The organism is Gryllotalpicola reticulitermitis (assembly GCF_042651345.1).
Lineage (GTDB): Bacteria > Actinomycetota > Actinomycetes > Actinomycetales > Microbacteriaceae > Gryllotalpicola > Gryllotalpicola reticulitermitis.
This window is the reverse complement of sequence record NZ_JBHSCN010000005.1, coordinates 785,010-803,012: the sequence shown is the minus strand read 5'-3', so window position 1 is coordinate 803,012 and position 18,003 is coordinate 785,010. Positions and strand designations below refer to the sequence as shown.

15 protein-coding genes and 1 riboswitch are annotated in these 18,003 nt (G+C 69.8%); of the genes, 8 read left to right on the top strand and 7 right to left on the bottom strand.

The genetic code is table 11. From position 1 onward, the window contains the following. Positions 1–233: 233 nt before the first annotated feature. Positions 234–1,580, bottom strand: coding sequence for an MFS transporter (locus ACFOYW_RS10845; RefSeq protein ID WP_390228949.1), 1,347 nt, complete (start codon positions 1,578–1,580; stop codon positions 234–236). 81 nt (positions 1,581–1,661) lie between these two features. On the opposite strand from ACFOYW_RS10845, the gene ACFOYW_RS10840 reads away from it, so the two are divergent. Both ACFOYW_RS10840 and ACFOYW_RS10835 read left to right on the top strand, forming a co-directional pair. Next, on the top strand, positions 1,662–2,486 hold the full coding sequence (locus ACFOYW_RS10840) for a class I SAM-dependent methyltransferase (protein WP_390228948.1): 825 nt from the start codon (positions 1,662–1,664) through the stop codon (positions 2,484–2,486). A 76-nt stretch (positions 2,487–2,562) separates the two neighbouring features. Next, positions 2,563–3,972 (top strand): MFS transporter, encoded by a 1,410-nt coding sequence (locus ACFOYW_RS10835; protein ID WP_390228947.1) that lies wholly within the window; start codon positions 2,563–2,565, stop codon positions 3,970–3,972. Between the two features lie 82 nt (positions 3,973–4,054). Here ACFOYW_RS10835 and ACFOYW_RS10830 read toward each other — a convergent pair whose 3' ends face one another. The 6 genes from ACFOYW_RS10830 to thiM all read right to left on the bottom strand — a co-directional run bounded on the left by ACFOYW_RS10830 (position 4,055) and on the right by thiM (position 9,585). Beyond that, entirely contained in the window at positions 4,055–4,594 is a 540-nt protein-coding gene (locus ACFOYW_RS10830; protein ID WP_390228946.1) for an NUDIX domain-containing protein, read from the bottom strand. 13 nt (positions 4,595–4,607) lie between these two features. Then, complete coding sequence (locus ACFOYW_RS10825) at positions 4,608–5,450, bottom strand: hypothetical protein (protein WP_390228945.1); 843 nt, start codon at positions 5,448–5,450, stop codon at positions 4,608–4,610. Between the two features lie 183 nt (positions 5,451–5,633). After that, positions 5,634–6,638, bottom strand: a complete 1,005-nt coding sequence (locus ACFOYW_RS10820) for a magnesium transporter CorA family protein (protein ID WP_390228944.1) — start codon at positions 6,636–6,638, stop codon at positions 5,634–5,636. A 9-nt stretch (positions 6,639–6,647) separates the two neighbouring features. Next, positions 6,648–8,081, bottom strand: coding sequence for a bifunctional hydroxymethylpyrimidine kinase/phosphomethylpyrimidine kinase (gene thiD, locus ACFOYW_RS10815; RefSeq protein WP_390228943.1), 1,434 nt, complete (start codon positions 8,079–8,081; stop codon positions 6,648–6,650). Beyond that, positions 8,078–8,776, bottom strand: coding sequence for a thiamine phosphate synthase (gene thiE, locus ACFOYW_RS10810; RefSeq protein WP_390228942.1), 699 nt, complete (start codon positions 8,774–8,776; stop codon positions 8,078–8,080). Before thiE ends, thiD begins: the two co-directional genes overlap by 4 nt. Next, a complete protein-coding gene (gene thiM / locus ACFOYW_RS10805) occupies positions 8,773–9,585 on the bottom strand; it encodes a hydroxyethylthiazole kinase (RefSeq protein ID WP_390228941.1) in 813 nt (270 codons plus the stop codon). Before thiM ends, thiE begins: the two co-directional genes overlap by 4 nt. Beyond that, positions 9,578–9,673, bottom strand: a riboswitch (TPP riboswitch). It overlaps the preceding gene by 8 nt. A 184-nt stretch (positions 9,674–9,857) precedes the next feature. Between thiM and dnaK the strand changes: the two genes are divergently transcribed. The 6 genes from dnaK to ACFOYW_RS10775 all read left to right on the top strand — a co-directional run bounded on the left by dnaK (position 9,858) and on the right by ACFOYW_RS10775 (position 17,995). Continuing rightward, complete coding sequence (dnaK, locus tag ACFOYW_RS10800) at positions 9,858–11,711, top strand: molecular chaperone DnaK (protein ID WP_390228940.1); 1,854 nt, start codon at positions 9,858–9,860, stop codon at positions 11,709–11,711. A gap of 3 nt (positions 11,712–11,714) precedes the next feature. Continuing rightward, entirely contained in the window at positions 11,715–12,278 is a 564-nt protein-coding gene (locus ACFOYW_RS10795; RefSeq protein WP_390228939.1) for a nucleotide exchange factor GrpE, read from the top strand. A gap of 18 nt (positions 12,279–12,296) precedes the next feature. Then, a complete protein-coding gene (locus ACFOYW_RS10790) occupies positions 12,297–13,301 on the top strand; it encodes a DnaJ C-terminal domain-containing protein (protein WP_390228938.1) in 1,005 nt (334 codons plus the stop codon). 70 nt (positions 13,302–13,371) lie between these two features. Next, entirely contained in the window at positions 13,372–13,797 is a 426-nt protein-coding gene (locus ACFOYW_RS10785) for a heat shock protein transcriptional repressor HspR (protein WP_390229616.1), read from the top strand. Between the two features lie 23 nt (positions 13,798–13,820). Beyond that, positions 13,821–16,616 carry a DEAD/DEAH box helicase gene (locus tag ACFOYW_RS10780; RefSeq protein ID WP_390228937.1) on the top strand — a complete coding sequence of 932 codons (2,796 nt, stop codon included), beginning with the start codon at positions 13,821–13,823 and terminating at the stop codon, positions 16,614–16,616. A 5-nt stretch (positions 16,617–16,621) separates the two neighbouring features. Beyond that, entirely contained in the window at positions 16,622–17,995 is a 1,374-nt protein-coding gene (locus ACFOYW_RS10775) for an LLM class flavin-dependent oxidoreductase (RefSeq protein ID WP_390228936.1), read from the top strand. Positions 17,996–18,003 lie beyond the last annotated feature (8 nt).

The window sequence follows — 18,003 nt, the reverse complement described above, 5'->3', positions numbered from 1 at the left end:
GAAGTCGTCGCGGAGGGCGTAGATCTCATTCAGCGCGTTGTCGTCGAGCTGTTCGAGCGCCGACTCCGTCCGCTCCGTCACGATGCGCTTGTCGGACCCACCGAACGGCTGGGGAGTCACGGGGATGACGTCAGACACGCAGGCGAATCTATCCAGCGAGTTTGTACGGATGCCCCTAACCGCCCCTGCGTCGCTTAGAGCGGAATCGGGCGGTCCCGGGTGCACAGTAGCGCTCAGGCGCCCTTGCGGATCACAGCCTTCTCGACCACCGGCTTCACCGGAATCAGCACGGCGAGACCCACGACCAGCACGATCGTGATGCCCAGAATGCCCCAGACCTGCTTGCCGCCAATCGTGATGAACAACGAGAACAGCACCGGCGCGAGGAACGTCGCGGCGCGACCGGTCGTGGCGTACAGACCGAACACCTCGCCCTCGCGCCCGTCAGGGATGACCCGCGACAGGAAGGTTCGCGACGCGGACTGCGCCGGTCCGACGAAGAGGCTGAGGATCAGGCCGAAGATCCAGAACACCGTCTTGCCGTCGCCGTGCAGGAAGAACAGCACGAGGGCGCAGACGATCATGCCGGCGAGCGAGGTCACGATCAGCGGCTTCGGCCCGATGCGGTCGTCGAGGGCGCCGACCGAGACGGTCGCGATGCCGGCAGTGACGTTCGCGGCGATTCCGAAGACCAGCACCTCGCTCGTCGAGAAGCCGAAGGTGACGCCCGCGAGGATGCCGCCGAAGGTGAACACGCCGGTGAGGCCGTCGCGGAAGATGGCCGAGGCGAGCAGGAACCAGACGGTGTTGCGGCTCTCGCGCCAGAGCGTCGAGAGCGAGTGGAACAGCACCCGGTACGAGCCGAGGAAGCTGGTGCGCTCGGCGGCGATCTCGGTGGGCACCTTGGGCTCTTTCACCGCGATGAGGATCGGAATGGAGAATCCGACCGCCCACGCCGTGGCCACGAGCATCGTGAGGCGCACGTACCAGCCGCCCGCGGTCGGCACGTGCAGAAGACCGACGTGCGAGCCCGAACCGACGATGAAGAGCACGTAGACGATGATCATCAGCACGATGCCGCCGAAATACCCCATGCTCCAGCCGAACGCGCTGACCTTGCCGACCGTCGCGGGCGTCGAGACCTGGCGCAGCATCGCGTTGTAGCTCACGCTCGCGAACTCGTAGAAGATCGTGCCGATCGAGATCGCGAGCAGGCCGAGCCACAGGTACGCAGGCGTGTCCTTCACGAACACCGTCGCGAGCAGGCACAGGCCGACGACCCCCGAGTTGATCGCGAGCCACAGCTTGCGCCGCCCCGACGCGTCGGTGCGCTGGCCGGCGACCGGCGCGATCAGCGCGATGAGCGCCGCGGAGACCCCGAGGAACCAGCCGAGCAGAGCCGAGTTGTGATTCGGGTCGCCGAAGGACGAACTGGTCAGGTAGCGGGTGAAGACGAAGGTCGTCGCGACCGCGTTGAAGGCCGAGTACGCCCAGTCCCACAGGGCCCACGAGACGATCTGCGAACGAGGGATCACCGGCAACGCATTGGCCGGCGCATCGGGAACGGCGGCCGCACTCATGGGCGCGCCTCGTCGGCGCGTTCGGCCGGGGCGCCGAACGGTATAAACGCTGTGCTCACGCGCAAACCATAGTGTGGCGAGGTGTCTTACGCGGAATGGGCCGGAATCGCAGCCCCGTACAGCCGTTCCTTCGGTGCGCTCTGCGCGTCGACGATCCCCGAGGTCCTCACCGAGGCGCGCGTCGGCGGGCACGCACCGGGGCGCGTCCTCGATGCGGGAACCGGCACGGGCGAGGTCGCGATCGCGGCCGCAGCGGCCGGGTGGCAGGTCGACGCGTTCGACGCGGAGCCCTCGATGATCGCGTTCGCCACCGAGAGCGCGGGGGCGAGAGCGGATGCCTCAAGCATCCGTTTCACGACCGCGACCCTGCCGGGCATCCCGTACCCCGACCAGGCCTTCGACGCCGTCACCGCCAACTTCGCGATCAACCACGTCGACCACCCGCGCGAGTGCCTCGCCGAGCTCTGGCAGAAGCTCGTGCCGGGGGGCCGGCTCGTCGCGACCGTGTGGCCCTGGGAGTCGACGCCGACCGGGCGGCTGTGGCGCGAGATCCAGGACGAGACCGGCGCCTATCCGCCGCCCGCGGACCGACTGCCGGCCGGCAGCGACTTCGACCGCAGCGAGGACGGCCTCGCCGGGCTGCTCGCCGAGTGCGGCTTCGAGGACGTCCGCGCTCGCCGCGTGCGCTTCACGTGGCGGGTTGCCGCGGACGACCTCTGGTCGGGCGTCGAGGCCGGAATCGCGGTGATCGGTTACGCGTATGCGGCGGCCGCGCCCGAGACGCGGGAACGGATGCGCGCCGCCTACGACGCCCGCACGCCGGCGCTCACGGGGGCAGACGGCCTGTTGCACTTCGAGTTGTCCGCGGTCCTCGCTTCGGGCGTGCGACCGGCGGTTGCCGGCTGAGTGGAAGCGCGACCGGGCGTTGCCCGCTGAGCAGGCTCTAAGCATCAGATAGTTAGCAAAGGCTAAACTGTTTGCGATGACAGTCTCCACCGCGGCCCTCAACCTCACCGCCTCGCCGCTGCGGCGCAACCTCGCCGTCGTATCGATCCTGCTCTCGACGCTGATGGCGACCATCGACACCTCGATCGTCAACGTCGCGCTGCCGCAGCTGTCGAAGCAATTGCACGTCGCGCCGTCCGAGACGGTGTGGGTGGCGACCGCGTTCCTGCTCGCCGTGGCGTGCGCCGTTCCCGCCACGAGCGCCCTCGGCGACCAGCTCGGGCGTCGCCGGCTCTACCTGATCGGCGTGCCCGTCTTCACGCTCTCCTCGCTCGGCTGCGCGCTCGCGCCGACCCTCAGCACGCTCGTCGCGTTCCGTGTCCTGCAGGGGCTCGGCTCGGCCGTGATCCTGGCGGTCGCGCTGCCGCTGTTCCGCAACATCTTCCCGCCCGACAAGCTCGGGCAGATTTTCGGCATCAACGCCATGACGGTCGCCCTCGGCACCTCGATCGGGCCGACGCTCGGCGGGGTGATCCTGCAGACGCTGTCGTGGCCGTGGCTGTTCCTCATCAATGTGCCGATCGGCGTGATCGCCTTCGTGCTCGCGATCTTCTTCGTTCCTGGCCGCACCAGCGACCGCGGCAACTACGACACAGCGGGCGCCGTGTTCGCCGCCGCCGCGATCGCCTGCTTCCTGATCGGGGTCCGCCAGCTCGCCGCCCTGACCACGCTCTGGCAGGGCGTCGTCCTGCTCGTCGCGAGCGCCGCCTTCGTGTGGCTGTTCCTCCGTCGCGAACGGCGCGCGATCCGGCCGCTCATTCCGCTCGGACTCTTCACCGGAGTGTTCAGCCTGTCGGTCGCCACCGCCTGGGTGTCGTTCCTCGGGCAGGGAATCGCGTTCATCGCGCTGCCGTTCCTGTTCCAGAGCGCGTACGGCGCCACTCCGCTGCAGTCGGCGCTGCTGTTCACCCCGTGGCCCCTCGTCATCGTCATCGTCGCGCCGCTGTCCGGGCGCATCGCCGACCGGGTCCGCCCCGCGTACCTCGCCGTGACGGGGCTCATCATCCTGACCGTCGGGCTCGCCATGTGCGCGCTGCTCGGCATGCATCCGCCGATCTGGCTCGTGCTGCTCTCGACCGGGGTCTGCGGCTTCGGCTTCGGAACGTTCCAGAGCCCCAACAACCGCGACATGATGGGCGCGGCGCCGATCAAGTTCGCGGCGTCCGCCTCGGCCGTCCTCAACACCAACCGCACCGTGGGCCAGTCGGCCGGCGCGGCGGCGGTGTCCATGGCACTCGTGCTGAGCGGGGCGGCCGCCGGGTCGGTCACGGAGCAGGCGTCGGCGGCGATCGCGATCCTGTGGGTCGCTGTAGGCGCCGGCGTCGGCGCGGCCGTGCTCTCATTCGTGAAGCTGCGCACCCCGGTCGCCGAGCAGGTCGCCGCGTAGGTAGCGGGTCAGAGGTTTAGACGAGACGGCCCAGCTGGTCAGGCGAGGCGGCCCAGCGGGGCGAGCGACGCGGCCGAGCGGGTCAGGCGAGCCGGCCGAGGCGGATCGCTGCGATCGCGAGTGCGGCGATCGTCTCGTTGTCGCGGATCTCGCCGCGGCCGATCATCGCGACCACGTCGCCGAACGGCACGAACCGCACCTCGGAGATGCCCTCCTCGAGCTGGGAGGCCGCCGCATCCGTCGCCCGCGTCAGTCGGCGCGCAAGAAAGACGTGCTCGCGTGCGTGGGCGGCACCGTTGAGCGCCCAGACGTCGCCGATCTCAGTCCAATCGGATGCCTCGAGCCCGGTCTCTTCCCGCAGCTCGCGCTGCGCTGCAAGCAGCGGCTCTTCCCCGTCGCTGCCGCCGCCGGGCACCTCGAGTGAGGCGCCGACCGTGTAGCGGTCGATCTCGATGAGCGCGACCCGATCCTCGTCGTCGAGCGCGACCACGAACACCGCCGGCCGCAGTTCGACGACGCCGTACAGGCCGTCGCTGCCGTCGGGGCGGATGACCTGGTCTTCACGGATGCGGATCCAGGGATTCTCATACGCGGTGCGCGTCGTACGGGTCTGCCAGGCCACCTCGGGGCTCAGCTCACCAGTCGAAGGACGGAGCCGCGACGATCGGCACGTCGACGGCGTGCCACAGCGAGCCGTAGCCGTAGTGGCTGCCGGCCCACGCCGAGGCCTGGATCGCCTGGGCGGTCACCGTCGGGTCCGAGTCGGCGGCGAGAGCAGAACGGATGCCCGAGAACAGCGACCGATCGAACTGCTGCGCGACATACGACGCGGCTGTGTTGAGGTTGTCGTAGCTGCCGAAACCGGCGCCGCCGCCCGAGCCGAGGCCATTGTTCAGCGGGTTGTTGCGCAGCCACCAGTCCTGCGGCGAGTTCTCGGAGTCCATCCACTGCAGCATGACGGTGATGTTGTTCTTCGTCACCGGCAACGACGCGTCCTGCAGGACGAGCGCCGCCCAGTCGGCGTTGGTCTGACCGCTGACCGTGAACGTCACCTTCGACGTCGGTGACGCGGTCGCGACGCTGGCGGCGGCCGGCGCGTTGGAGTCGTAGGGGTCGATCTCGACCGTCGCCTTCCGCACGTCGGAGCCGACCGTGAAGACCTGCGTGCTGTCGAGCAGCTGGCTCGCATACAGGGTCTGCCCCTGCGTGGTCGCGGCGTTCGCCGGCGTCGCGATGAGCACGCTCCCGGCGAGGAGCAGCGCGGCGGCGGATGCCACGCCCACGGTCGTCTTCGACCGAGGGATCAGGTGGTGGTGCGCGCGATGCTGCGCGTGGTCCGCCTGAGGTGCGTGGGCCGCCTGAGCTGCGCGCGGCGCGTGGGGTGCGCTGGCGGGCCGGGCGCCGCGGTGGGTGCGGGAACTGCGAGCGTTTCGCGCTTCGGCCTCACGGGCAGCGCGGCGAGTTGGGTAATCAGTCATGTTTGCTTCGGGTTGGCGATGGGGTAGGTATCGCCTTGCGTTGTTTCCATGCTTGCGTTGTTTCCATGCCGCACCAGAACGGTTGAGGTGCGACGCGATCCCGGCGAGCCTAACAGGCCGATGCTGAACGGAACCAGGCCGGGGCGCCCCCGCACGCGGGTGAGGCGCCCGTTGAAGCCCGGATCAGAGCCAGTTCTTGCGCCGGAACACCACGTAGAGGATCGCCCCGAGCAGGACGATGACGCCCGAGCTGAGCAGGAATCCCCACCACTGATCGAAGCCCGGGTACGGCACGTTCTGCCCGAAATACCCGGTGACGGCGGTCGGCACGGCGATGATCGCCGCCCAGCTCGTCAGCTTCTTCATGACGTTGTTGAGCCGCGAGTCCTGCAGCGACAGGTTCGTCTCGAACAGCGCCGAGACCATGTCGCGCAGCGACTCCGTCCATTCCGTGACGCGCAGCACGTGGTCGTAGAGGTCGTCGTACGACGCGTCGAGTTCGCGCGGGGCGTTCTCGTCGCGGCGGTGCCGGAGCACGCCGTTGACGACCTCGCGCATGGGCAGGACGATGCGGCGCAGGTCGACCAGGTCTTTCCGAGCCCGGTAGGTGGCGCGCTGCACCCGGTTGCCGACCGCCGACTCGTCGAAGAGCACGTCCTCCAGATCTTCGATCGCGTCGTCGAGCACCTGCACCGCAGTGAAGTGGCTGTCGACCACGGCGTCGAGCAGGCCGTGCGTGAGCGCCCCGACGCCGTAGCGCAGCAGGTCGGAATTGTCTTCCCACCGCTGCAGCACGTCGTCGATGTCGAACTCGGGGCTGCGCACGGTGATCACCCCGTTGTGGAAGATGAACGCGGACACCTTGTGCATCATGACGCGGTCGGCGACGCCATCGGCCGGGTCGTCGGCGGCGTCCGTGTCGATCTCGGCGGCGTAGACCGTGAAGAACATGTGCGACGCGTAGCGGAGTGCCTTCGGGCGCTCGATGCGCGCCAGCGCGTCCTCCACGGCGAGCGGCTCGAGACTGAGCTCACCGGCCAGGTTCTCGAGCAGCTCGTGATCGGGGGCGCAGATGTCGACCCAGGTCAACTCGTCCTTCTGCGCGAGGTGGTCCGAGATCTGTTCGAAGGGGAAGTCCCGCGCCACCTCTTTGCCGTCGCGCCACACGCGGGACCGGGTCGTCGTCATGCGGCAACGTTACTGTGCGAAAAATGCGAGCTCGTGGTGCGCCGAGAGGCGGAACGCCCGCGCCATGCGGGCGCGGCCCCCGGCATCCGTTCGCGTCGCCGCCAGGCCGGCCCAGCGGATCGCCGCCATCGTCGACTCGGCGAACGACGGGTCCGCGTACGTCGCGAGCCACGCGGCATACGGATGCTCCGGGTGGCTGCGCGCGGCGAGGCGTTCGCCCACATCGCGATAGATCCAGAAGCACGGCAGCACCGCGGCGACGATGGTGCCGTAGTCGGGCCCTGCGGCTGACAGATGATCGAGGTACGCCCGGTTGACGCGACTGAGCGGCGTGCATCCGCCGCGCTCTGCGCCGAGCCACGAGGTGTGCAGCTGCAGTTCGCTCTCCAGGCATCCCCGCGCGCACCGCGCCCAGAACAGCTCTTCCTCAGGGCTCGGCGCCAGCGCGCTCGCACGGCCGAGGACCTTCGCGTACTCGCGCAGGTACAGGGCGTCCTGCGCGAGGTAGGAGCGGAACCGCTCGCGGTCGAGCGTGCCGTCGCCGAGGCTCGTGACGAACGGCAGCGCGTCGATCTGCGCGCGGATGTCGGCGCAGTCGCGCCACCACGCCGCGGCGTGGTCCTCGGGCTGCTCGTCGTGCAGTCGCGCGAAGTGGTCGACGGGCCCGTTGCCGTGGCCGACGGCGAGCGCACTGCCGGCTCGCATCGCATCCGTGAGCCAGGTCTTCGCCGTGTCGATCGCGATCTCCCAGGCCTCGCCGCGCGCTCGGCGGGTCGCCAGCGCGCTGGACAGCGAGCAGCCCGTGCCGTGCGTGGCGGCCGTCTCGAGGCGGGCACCCGGGAATTCGGTGATGGCCCCGCCGGGCTTCACCAGCGCGTCGGGTGACGACGCGCCCCCGAGATGACCGCCGGTGACCAGCACGCGCACACCGTGTTCTGTCGCGAGCCGGGCGGCCTGCGCGAGCGCGTCGTTCCACCCGCTCGCCTCCGGTTCGCCGGCGAGCACCGCGAGCTCGGGCAGGTTCGGGGTCACCACGTCCGCGTGGCGCAGCAGGCGGCGCAGCGCGTCTTCGGCGGCGGGCGCGAGCAGGCGCGCGCCGCTGGTCGCGACCATCACCGGGTCGAGCACGACGATCGGGGGTCGGCGCCGTGCGAGCCAGTCGGCGACCACGTCGATGACGGATGCCTCGGCGAGCATGCCGATCTTCACGGCGTCGATGCGGATGTCGTCGGCCACGGTGTCGAGCTGCAGGCGCAGGAACTCGGGCGGCGGTACATGCACGCCGGTGACGCCCACCGTGTTCTGTGCGGTCAGGGCCGCGATAGCGGCCATGCCGTATCCGCCGTTCGCGGCGATCGACTTGAGATCGGCCTGGACACCGGCGCCGCCGCTCGGGTCGCTGCCCGCGATGCTGAGCACGCGCGGGGTGGTGCTGCTGGTCATGCGGCCGCCCGCCACGCGTGCGCGAGCTCGCGCGCCGCCGCCTGCGGGTCCTCCGCGGCGCACACCGCCGACGCGACGGCGAGCCCGGCCGCGCCCGCACGTCGGAGCGGGACGGTGTCGGCGACCGTGACACCGCCGATCGCGACGCAAGGAAGTGGGGTGGTGGCCGCGAGTGCGCCGAAACCGGCCGTGCCGAGCGGCTCGGGGTGGTCGGGCTTCGTGCGCGTAGCACGGATGACCCCTACCCCGAGGTAGTCCACGGTTCGATCGGGCAGCGCGGCAACGGCGCGGAGCTGCGCCGGTGTGTTCGCGGTAAGGCCGAGAATCGCCGCGGGGCCGATGAGCCTGCGGACGAGCGTGACCGGAAGATCCGACTGGCCGACGTGCACGCCGTCGACCCGTGCGCCCGCGGCGCGCGCGGCGAGGAACACGTCGACGCGATCGTTCACGATCAGGGCGGCGCGGCCGGCGGTGAGCTCCGCCGCGCGCAGGACGAGCTCGTAGAAGCCTCGCGCCGACGCGTTCTTCTCGCGCAGCTGCACGGCGGTCACGCCGCCGGAGGTCGCGGCGCGCACGATGTCGAGGACGCCGCGCGACCCCGCCGAGGCGGAGTCCGTGACCAGATAGGTGCTCAGGTCGAAGCCGGTCATGCCAGTCGTGCCAGTCGTTCCGCTCGTGACAGTCGTGCCGGTCATGCCAGTCGGGCCCCGGCCTGGAGCGCGTCGGGGGTGAGCGCGGCGAGTGCGTCGAGGAACCCCACGGCGAACGAGCCGGGACCGGTGGCGCGCGTCGCAGCGTCTTCCGCCGCGAGGTTGTACGCGGTCACGGCGGCGACCGTGGCGGCGAGCATGTCGGCCTCCACCGCGGCGAACGCGGCGATCACCGCGCCGAGCGCGCACCCTCCCCCGGTGACGCGAGTGAGCAGCGGATGCCCGTTGTGGCCGCGCACGACACGCTCGCCGTCGGTGAGCACGTCGACGGCGCCGCTCACGGCGAGCACGCTGCCGTAGCCACGGGCCAGCTCCTGTGCCGCGTCGAGCGCGGATTCCGGGTCGTCCGTCGCATCGACGCCGCGGCCGCCGGCCCCCTGGCCGGCGAGGGCGAGGATCTCGCTCGCGTTGCCCCGCACGATCGCCGGGCGCCGCTCGAGCAGCTCGGCCGCGAGTGCCGTGCGCACCGGCAGGGCGCCCACGGCCACCGGGTCGAGCACCCACGGGGTTCCGGAGTCGGCCGCGGCGGCGACCGCCTCCCGCGCCGCTTCGCGCTGCTCGGCGTGCGGCGTGCCGAGGTTCACGAGCAGACCGCCGGCGTGCGCCGCGAAACCGCCGGCCTCGCCCGGGAGGTCGACCATGGCGGGCGCCGCACCGAGCGCCAGCAGCACGTTCGCGGTGAACCCCATGACGACGGAGTTGGTGATGGCCTGCACGAGCGGCGCGCTCTGGCGCACCGTCTCGAGCAGCTGCGCGGCGGCGTCCGCGCCGATTTCTGGCGTGCGAATACTCAATTCGCGACATCCCTTCGCTAGTCCGAACTAGATCAGGTTCGACGGGTGTGATCTCAGCGCCGCAGTCGGCGCACCCCGTGTCACTGCTGTCGAGCCTAGCGATGAGCGCGCGGAATGTGCGCGGCACTTGCGAAGTTGATACGAGCGGACTCAAGTTTTGATGGATGCGGTTGACCGGGCATCCGTACCCCGATAAAGTTGAGTCAACGCGGCTCAATGCCGCAAGCAGACTTCAGCAACAAGCCAGGCAACAAACGCAGGAGGGCCAACACATGGCACGTGCAGTAGGTATCGACCTCGGAACCACCAACTCCGTCGTCGCTGTTCTCGAGGGTGGCGAGCCGACCGTCATTGCGAACGCAGAAGGCTTCCGCACCACCCCGTCGGTGGTCGCGTACACGAAAGACGGCGAGGTGCTCGTCGGCGAGACCGCGAAGCGCCAGGCCGTCACCAACGTCGACCGCACGATCTCGTCCGTCAAGCGCCACATGGGCACCGACTGGAAGCAGGAGATCGACGGCAAGAAGTACACCCCGCAGGAGATCTCGGCGCGCATCCTCGCGAAGCTGAAGCGCGACGCTGAGCAGTACCTCGGCGACACCGTCACCGACGCGGTCATCACGGTGCCGGCCTACTTCAACGACGCCGAGCGCCAGGCCACGAAGGAGGCCGGCGAGATCGCGGGTCTCAACGTGCTGCGCATCATCAACGAGCCGACCGCGGCGGCGCTCGCCTACGGCCTCGACAAGGGCCGCGAAGACGAGCTCATCCTGGTCTTCGACCTCGGTGGCGGCACCTTCGACGTCTCGCTGCTCGAGGTCGGCAAAGACGATGACTTCTCGACCATCCAGGTCCGCGCGACCGCCGGCGACAACCGCCTCGGCGGCGACGACTGGGACCAGCGCGTCGTCGAGCACCTGATCAAGAAGTTCAAGGACACGACCGGCGTCGACGTCTCGAAGGACAAGATCGCGCTGCAGCGCCTCAAGGAGGCCTCGGAGCAGGCGAAGAAGGAGCTGTCGAGCTCGATGTCCACGAGCATCCAGCTGCCGTACCTTTCGCTCACCGAGTCGGGGCCGGCCAACCTCGACGAGACGCTGACCCGCGCCCAGTTCGAGCAGATGACCTCCGACCTGCTCGACCGCACGAAGAAGCCCTTCCAGGACGTCATCCGCGAGGCGGGCATCAAGGTCGGCGACATCGCGCACGTGGTGCTCGTCGGCGGCTCGACCCGTATGCCCGCCGTCTCCGAGCTCGTCAAGAAGGAGACCGGGAAGGAGCCCAACAAGGGCGTCAACCCCGATGAGGTCGTCGCCGTCGGCGCGGCCCTGCAGGCCGGCGTGCTGAAGGGCGAGCGCAAAGACGTTCTGCTCATCGACGTCACCCCGCTCAGCCTCGGCATCGAGACCAAGGGTGGCATCATGACCAAGCTCATCGAGCGCAACACGGCCATCCCGACCAAGCGGTCCGAGACCTTCACCACCGCCGACGACAACCAGCCGTCGGTCGCGATCCAGGTCTTCCAGGGCGAGCGCGACTTCACCCGCGACAACAAGGCGCTCGGCACCTTCGAGCTCACCGGCATCGCGCCGGCGCCGCGTGGCATCCCGCAGATCGAGGTCACCTTCGACATCGACGCGAACGGCATCGTGCACGTGTCCGCGAAGGACAAGGGCACCGGCAAGGAGCAGTCGATGACCATCACCGGCGGCTCGTCGCTGCCGAAGGAGGACATCGAGCGCATGGTCCGCGAGGCGGAAGAGAACGCTGCGGAGGACAAGCGCCGCCGCGAGTCCGCCGAGACCCGCAACACGGCCGAGCAGCTCGTCTACTCGATCGAGAAGCTGATCAAGGACAACGAGGACAAGGTCCCCGCCGACGTCAAGTCCGACGTGCAGGGCGACGTCGACGCGCTGAAGACCGCGCTGGCCGGCGATGACGACGACGCCGTGAAGACCGCGTTCGACAAGCTCTCGCAGAGCCAGCAGAAGCTGGGCCAGGCGATCTACTCGCAGGCCCAGTCCGAGCAGGCGGCGGGCGAGCAGACGGATGCCCCGGCCGGCGACGCCTCTGACGAGGACGTGGTCGATGCCGAGGTCGTCGACGACGAGGACGAGAAGAACTAAGCGATGACGGACGAGAAGCCCGAGGGCTCCGAGCCCGAAGAACCCATCGAAGAGCCGGTCGAAGAGGCATCCGCTGAGAGCGACGGCGAGGGCGACGACGAGCTGTTCGTCGACGACATCCTCGCCGCCGCCGAGGCGGAGGAGAGCGATCCGAGTGCCGAGCATCTCGCCGACCTCAAGCGTGTGACGGCCGAGTACGCGAACTATCGCCGCCGCACCGAGAGCGAGCGCGAGGTCGTCCGTGAGCGTGCGGTCGGCGACGCGGTGCGCGCGCTGCTGCCGGTGCTCGACGACCTCGACCGGGCCCAGAAGCACGGCGACCTCGACGGCGACGGCGCGTTCCCGACCATCGCCGGGAAGCTGCGCAGCGCGGTCGAGAGGCTCGGCGTGAAGCCGTTCGGCGAGGTCGGGGAGGTCTTCGACCCGCAGCGGCACGAGGCGATCTTCCAGCAGCCCACCCCGGGCGCGACCGAGACGACCGTCCTCGACGTGGTCGAGACCGGGTACACCATCGGGTCGACCCTGGTGCGTGTGGCGCGCGTCGTCGTCGCCACCCCCGCCGATTAGTTACTACAAGGAGGCGCGTTGGCCAGTCAGGACTGGTTCGACAAGGACTTCTACGCGACCCTGGGCGTCAGCAAAGACGTCTCAGCGGCCGATCTGAAGAAGACCTATCGCAAGCTTGCGCGGCAGTACCACCCCGACTCGAACCCGGGGGACGCGGCCGCTGAGGCGCGCTTCAAAGAGATCAGCGAGGCGTACTCGGTGCTCTCCGACTCCGCGCAGCGCGCGGAGTACGACCAGGTGCGGGCCATGGGCTCGGGCGCGCGTTTCACGGCGCCCGGGTCCGGCGGCGCCGGCGGCTTCGAGGACGTCTTCGGGTCGATGTTCAACGGTGGTGCCGGCGCCGCAGGCGGCCGCCCGGGCGGGTTCAGCTACCAGAACGGGGGCGCCGACTATGACGACCTGCTCGGCGGCCTGTTCGGCGGCGGCGGGTTCGGGCGTTCGTCCGGTGGGTTCCGCGGCTACGGCGCCCCCACGCGCGGGCAGAACATCGACGCGTCGACCTCGATCGACTTCGTCGACGCCGTCCGCGGCGAGACGGTCACGCTGAGCGGCGCCGGCGGCAAGCCCATCAAGGTGAAGATCCCGGCGGGCGTCGCAGACGGGCAGAAGATCCGGCTGCGTGGCCGCGGGCATCCGAGCCCCGACGGCGGCGAGGCGGGCGACCTCATCCTGCAGGTCGCGGTGCGCAAGCATCCGGTATTCGAGCGCGACGGGCTCAACCTGCGCGTCAACGTGCCGGTGACCTTCGTCGAGGCCGCGCTCGGCGCGACCATCGAGGTTCCGACGCTCGACGGGCCGACCGTGAAGCTCAAGGTCGCGGCGGGAACGCCCTCCGGCCGGGTGCTGCGCGTCAAGGGGCGCGGCGTGAAGACCGCCAAGGGCACCGGCGACCTGCTCGCCGAGGTGCAGGTGGCTGTGCCGTCGCACATGTCGGCCGAGGCCGAGAACGCCCTGCTCGACTTCGCCGCGAAGCTGCCGGCGGAGAATCCGCGCGACGATCTGCTGGCGCGGGCGCGCGAGTAGCTTCGGGGAACGGTCCGAGCGGCACCCGCCGGCGCGGGCGCCAGGGAGAGGAAGGCAGCCGGCTGTGAACATGGACGTCGACCAGGACACGCCGCTCTTCGCGATCGCCGCGGCGGCGGAACTCGCCGAACTGCACCCGCAGACGCTTCGGCAGTACGACCGGCTCGGGCTGGTCGAGCCGAAACGCACCGCGGGCAAGTCCCGGCGGTACTCGCTGCGCGACATCGCTCAGTTGCGCGAAGTCGCTCGGCTCTCAGGCGAGGGCGTCTCGCTCGAGGGCATCCGCCGCGTCCTGTCCCTCGAGAACGAGGTGCGGGCGCTTCAGGGCCGCGTGCGCGAGCTCGAGTCGGCGCTGGCAGACGCTCTGCTGCAGCGCCCCGGCCGGCGGGTCTTCGCGTCGGACGTCTCGGGCGAGGTCGTGCCCATGCGCGCGGGAACGCGGGCGCAGCGCCGCGACCAGGTCGTGATCTGGCGCCCGTGGGGGCCCGTCGACTGAGTCGCGCGTGAAAGCATGACCGAGTGAGTTCGGGCGGCGAGAGCGACTGGAAGCGCGCGTTGCGCGGGCTTGCGCGCGCCGATGACGTCGCGGAGACCTCAAGCGCGGCGCCCGCGGAAGGCCGTCGCACCCCGCTCGGCGTGCAGTTCGAGGTCCGCGAGGTCGTGCGCCGCGGCAGTGGGCGGTGGCAGCACACGAGCAACACGACGGTCGCGGCGACCGCGGAATCGGCCGGCGAGCTGAAGCTCACCGCGCGGCCCGTCATGCCCGGTCGCGCCGGCAACTGGGTGGGCGCGAACCTTGCCTGGGCCGGTCTGCAGTACCAGGTGCACCAGCTCGGCCTCGACGGCGAGCAGGTGCGCTGGTTCACCGACTTCGCCGCGCTGGCGCGCGCGAGCAGCGGCAGCTTCCTCGGCCAGGACGGCGTGCGCATTGCGCTCGACGACTTCGGCTCAGCGCTGCTCTGGCCGCTGCTCGACGAAGCGAGGGAACTCGGCGTCGCGTTCGTCGGGGCCGGGCGTGAGCCCGTGGTCCGCGTCGGCGAGCGGGGGGTCGTCCAGCTCGACGCGACGGCGAATGAAGCCGGGGCCGTCATGCTGGCGCCGCGGGTGAGCATCGACGGAGCGGAGGTCACGGGGCAGCGACTCGGCGCGCTCGGGACCCACGGTCTCTGGGCGGTCGAGTGGCCGGGTCCGGTCGTGCGGCTCGCGCCGAGCGCGCGCGAGGTGACCGCCGAGGTGCTGCGGCTCGCGGCATCCGCGCCCATCGAGGTGCCTGCGCGCGAGCGCGCTGAGTTCATCGCGGACTATCTGCCGCAGCTCGCGCTCACCGTGCCGCTCGTCAGCGCCGACGCGTCGCTGGGGTTTCCCGAGCCCGTCGAGGCGCCACCCGCACAGACGCCGCCGAGCGGGCGGCCCGAGGGCGAGCCGGTGCTGCCGGAGGACTTCCTCGACGCGGTGCCCGAGCTCGAGGTCACCCTCGTGCCGACCGACGACCGCGACTGGCTGGAGCTCGGCTTCGCCGTGCGTGTCGACGGTCGGGAGGTGCCGTTCAGCAGCCTCTTCGAAGCGCTCGCCGGCGGCCGCAAGTCCCTGAGACTGGTCGACGGCTCGTATCTGAGACTCAATCAGCCGGTGTTCGCGAAGCTGATGGACCTGATCGCCGAGGCCGACACCCTTCGCGAGTGGGAGGCCGGGCCGCGCATCCACCGCACCCAGGTGGCGCTGTGGTCCGATTTCGAGGACCTCGCCGATGCCTCGCACGCGGCGGTCGAGTGGCGCGAGCAGGTCGCGGCACTGACGGATGCCCCAGCGGATGCCCCGCCAGCGCCCGACGGCCTGACGGCGGAGCTCAGGCCGTACCAGCTGGCCGGGTTCGCGTGGCTCGCGTACCTCTATGAGCACGGACTCGGCGGCGTCCTCGCCGACGACATGGGGCTCGGAAAGACGGTGCAGACGCTCGCGTTGATCGTGCACTCGCGCGGGGCCGAGGCGCGGCGAGGACCCACTGGGTCGTCGCCTTCAGCGGGTCTCGACCCCTGGCTCGTCGTCGCGCCCGCGTCGGTCGTCGGCAACTGGGGCGCGGAAGCGGCGAGGTTCGCGCCCGGCCTGCGCGTCGCCTCCGTCACCCGCTCGCAGTTGCGCGAGAAGCAGAAGCTCGCCCAGCTCGCCGCCGAGAACGACGTCATCGTGATGTCGTACAACCTGTTCCGCCTCGACTTCGACGACGTCGAGGACCAGCGCTGGGCGGGGCTCGTGCTCGACGAGGCGCAGTTCGTCAAGAACCATCGCAGCCGGGCTCATGAGTGCGCAAAAGCCCTCGATGTGCCGTTCAAACTTGCGATCACCGGCACGCCCCTCGAGAACAACGTGCTCGAGCTCTGGGCGATCCTCGACATCGTGGCGCCCGGGCTCTTTCCGAGCATCCGCCGGTTCACCGAGCAGTACGTGCGGCCCTTGTCGCACGTGCGCGAGCCCGACGCGCTGCCCGCCGGCATCAGCCACGCCGACGCACAGCGCGTGATCGCACGGCTGCGACGGCGCGTGCGTCCCTTCCTGCTGCGCCGCACCAAGGCGGTCGTCGCACCCGAGCTGCCCGAGAAGCAGGAACAGGTGCTGCGGGTCGAGCTGTCGCCCAAGCACCGCCGCATCTACGAGCAGTTCCTGCAACGGGAGCGACAGAAGTTGCTCGGGCTTGTGAAAGAAGAGTTCGACCGGCAGCGGTTCATTCTCTTCCGCTCACTCACGCTGCTGCGCATGCTCGCCCTCGATCCCGCCCTCATCGACGAGGAATATCAGGGCATCCCGAACGCGAAGCTCGACGCGCTGCTCGAGCAGCTCGACGACGTCGTCGCCGAGGGCCACCGGGCGCTCGTGTTCAGCCAGTTCACCTCATTCCTCGCACGGGTCGAGGAGAGGCTCGGCGAGGCCGGCATCGCCTACGACTACCTCGACGGCTCGACGGCGAACCGGCCCGAGGTGATCGCGCGGTTCAAGACCGGCACGGCGCCGGTCTTCCTCATCTCGCTCAAAGCCGGGGGCTTCGGCCTCAACCTGACCGAGGCCGACTACGTCTTCCTGCTCGACCCGTGGTGGAACCCGGCGTCGGAGGCGCAGGCCGTCGACCGAACGCACCGCATCGGCCAGTCGGCGGCCGTCAACGTGTACCGGATCGTGGCCGACGGAACGATCGAAGACAAGGTGATGAAGCTGCGCGATGAGAAGTCCGAGCTCTTCGATCAGGTGCTCGACGACGACGGCGTCTTCAGTAATACTTTGACATCCGATGACCTCAGGGGCCTGCTCGAACTGCCACGATAGGTCCCATGTCTCGCCAGATCCGCTTCAACGCCTTTGACATGAACTGCGTCGCCCACCAGAGCAGCGGCCTCTGGAGGCACCCGCAGGACCAGGCGTACCGCTACAAGGAGATCGGCTACTGGACCGAGCTCGCGAAGCTGCTTGAGCGCGGCCGCTTCGACGGCATCTTCATCGCCGACGTGCTCGGCACCTACGACGTCTACGGCGGCACGAACGAGGCCGCCATCCGCAACGGCGCGCAGGTGCCCGTCGCGGATCCGCTGCTCGTGATCCCGCCTATGGCCTATGTCACCGAGAACCTCGGCTTCGGGGTCACCGCAGGCACTGCGTACGAGCATCCGTACCCATTCGCGCGCCGCATGTCGACGCTCGATCATCTGACCAACGGGCGCGTCGGGTGGAACGTCGTCACGGGCTATCTGCCATCCGCCGCGCGCAACATGGGTGCCGACGACCAGCTCGAGCACGACGATCGCTACGACCACGCAGACGAGTACCTCGAGGTGCTGTACAAGCTGTGGGAGGGATCCTGGGAGGACGACGCGGTCGTGCGCGACACCGAGAAGGGCGTTTTCACCGACCCCGCCAAGGTGCACGAGATCGGCCACGAGGGCCGCTTCTTCAAGGTGCCTGGCATCCACATCAGCGAGCCGTCGCCGCAGCGCACGCCGGTGATCTACCAGGCCGGTGCATCGAGCCGGGGCGTGAAGTTCGCCGCCGAGAACGCCGAGGCGATCTTCATCGCCGGGTCGACGAAAGAGGTCGTCGCCGGTGTCGTGACGAAGCTCCGCGACGCTCTCGAGGCGGCGGGGCGCGATCGTTACGCGGCGAAGATCTACACCCTGCTGACCGTGATCACCGACGAGACCCCCGAGAAGGCGCAGGCGAAGTTCGCCGACTACCGCCGCTACGTCAGCGAAGAGGGGGCACTGACGTTCATGTCCGGTTGGATGGGCGTCGACCTGTCCACCTACGGACTCGACGAGCCCATCGGAAACGTGAAGTCCAACGCCATTCAGTCCACCGTCGCGAACTTCCAGGCGAAGAACAGCGAAGGCCGCGAGTGGACCGTCGGCGACATCGCCCGCGAGGGCGCCATCGGCGGACTCGGCCCCTACTTCGTCGGCTCGGGCGAGCAGGTCGCCGACGAACTCCAGGCGTGGGTCGACGAGACCGACGTCGACGGCTTCAACCTCGCGTACGTGGTCACGCCGGGCACCTTCGAGGACATCGTCGAATACGTCGTTCCGGTCCTGCAGGCACGAGGCGTCTACCCGACCGAGTACGAGCCCGGCACGCTGCGGCAGAAGCTGCACGGGAAGGGCGACCGGCTCCCCGCCGAGCATCGCGGCGCGCAGTACAAGGTCTCGACGCGGTAGCGCGGGCG

What these genes read in the sequence shown, in the direction of transcription:
- ACFOYW_RS10845 (WP_390228949.1), bottom strand. Translation starts at nt 1,580, where the DNA reads ATGAGTGCGGCCGCCGTTCCCGATGCGCCGGCCAATGCGTTGCCGGTG.
- ACFOYW_RS10835 (WP_390228947.1), top strand. Translation starts at nt 2,563, where the DNA reads ATGACAGTCTCCACCGCGGCCCTCAACCTCACCGCCTCGCCGCTGCGG.
- ACFOYW_RS10825 (WP_390228945.1), bottom strand. Translation starts at nt 5,450, where the DNA reads ATGACTGATTACCCAACTCGCCGCGCTGCCCGTGAGGCCGAAGCGCGA.
- ACFOYW_RS10820 (WP_390228944.1), bottom strand. Translation starts at nt 6,638, where the DNA reads ATGACGACGACCCGGTCCCGCGTGTGGCGCGACGGCAAAGAGGTGGCG.
- thiD (WP_390228943.1), bottom strand. Translation starts at nt 8,081, where the DNA reads ATGACCAGCAGCACCACCCCGCGCGTGCTCAGCATCGCGGGCAGCGAC.
- thiE (WP_390228942.1), bottom strand. Translation starts at nt 8,776, where the DNA reads ATGACCGGCACGACTGTCACGAGCGGAACGACTGGCACGACTGGCATG.
- dnaK (WP_390228940.1), top strand. Translation starts at nt 9,858, where the DNA reads ATGGCACGTGCAGTAGGTATCGACCTCGGAACCACCAACTCCGTCGTC.
- ACFOYW_RS10795 (WP_390228939.1), top strand. Translation starts at nt 11,715, where the DNA reads ATGACGGACGAGAAGCCCGAGGGCTCCGAGCCCGAAGAACCCATCGAA.
- ACFOYW_RS10785 (WP_390229616.1), top strand. Translation starts at nt 13,372, where the DNA reads ATGGACGTCGACCAGGACACGCCGCTCTTCGCGATCGCCGCGGCGGCG.
- ACFOYW_RS10775 (WP_390228936.1), top strand. Translation starts at nt 16,622, where the DNA reads ATGTCTCGCCAGATCCGCTTCAACGCCTTTGACATGAACTGCGTCGCC.